Here is a 1,133-nt window from a genome sequence, read left to right as displayed (position 1 = left end):
CTAACCAGTGCATAAATAAGCGAACATAAATCGACGCCATGGTCTAAGCTTTAAAGGGCTTAGGGAGAGGCGAGATGCGCGAGGACGACGGCCGGCAGCTTTCACATGCAACGCTTGAAGAGATCCGTATTCGGGCGGTCAAGCGCGTCGAAGCTGGCGAGTCGCCGGAGGACGTGATCCGCACGCTCGGATTCTCGAGGGCGCGTATTTACGAGTGGTTGGCGGCCTGGCGTGAAGGGGGGATCGAGGCGTTACGAGCCAAGGTAATCCCTGGTCGACCGATGAAGCTCTCGTCCGAGGCTATCCGCTTCGTCTATCAGACGGTCACAACGAAGAACCCCATGCAGATGAAGTTCGAGTTTGCATTGTGGACGCGAGACATGGTGCGGGAGTTGATTCGCGAACATTTCAACGTCAGGCTCTCCGAGGTGTCGGTCGGTCGACTGCTGCGCAAGCTCGGGCTTTCACCCCAGCGGCCGCTCGCGCGTGCGTACCAACGCGACCCTGAACTGGTCGAGTCGTGGATGCGCGACGAATACCCGGCCATTGTCGGGCAGGCCAAACGCTGCGGGGCACAGATCTTCTTCGTCGACGAATCGACGGTGCGATCGGACTATCACAGCGGCACGACCTGGGCACCGGTCGGTCAAACACCGGTAGTCGAAGTCACTGGCGCGCGCTTCAAGGTGAACCTGATCTCAGCGATCAGCCCGCGTGGCCAACTTCGATTCATGTGTTTCGAAGGCAGCTTCAAGATCTCCGTGTACGTCGACTTCGTCAAACGACTGATGCTCACCGCCGATGCGCCTGTCTTCCTGATTGCCGATGGTCATCCGGTACATCGTTGCAAAGCGATCCGGCAGCTTGCCGCGGAATCGAATGGGCGCCTTTGTCTGTTCTTCCTTCCTGCTTACTCGCCAGACCTGAACCCGGACGAGTTGGTATGGGGTTATCTCAAACATCACAAGATCGGCAAGCTTGCCATCAAAGGTCCCGGGCATCTCAAGCAGCGAGTTCGAGCGGTTCTGCGCTCGTTGCAGAAGATTCCCGCCCTGGTCCGATCCATGTTTCAACATCCGTCAGTCCGCTACGCGGCTTGACCCATGTCCGGTTACTTTGTTTCGGCTTAGTAA

1 protein-coding gene is annotated in these 1,133 nt (G+C 57.9%); it reads left to right on the top strand.

Annotated features, from left to right (window positions below):
- Positions 1-74 precede the first annotated feature (74 nt).
- Complete coding sequence (locus tag F6X39_RS36090) at positions 75-1,100, top strand: IS630 family transposase (RefSeq protein ID WP_187620149.1); 1,026 nt, start codon at positions 75-77, stop codon at positions 1,098-1,100.
- The last annotated feature ends 33 nt before the right edge of the window (positions 1,101-1,133 follow it).

It is taken from the genome of Paraburkholderia sp. UCT2, assembly GCF_014397665.1.
Taxonomy (GTDB): Bacteria; Pseudomonadota; Gammaproteobacteria; order Burkholderiales; family Burkholderiaceae; genus Paraburkholderia; species Paraburkholderia tuberum.
Note: the sequence above shows the minus strand (reverse complement) of the source record. Positions and strands in the feature narration are given on the sequence as shown.

What these genes read in the sequence shown, in the direction of transcription:
- F6X39_RS36090 (WP_187620149.1), top strand. Translation starts at nt 75, where the DNA reads ATGCGCGAGGACGACGGCCGGCAGCTTTCACATGCAACGCTTGAAGAG.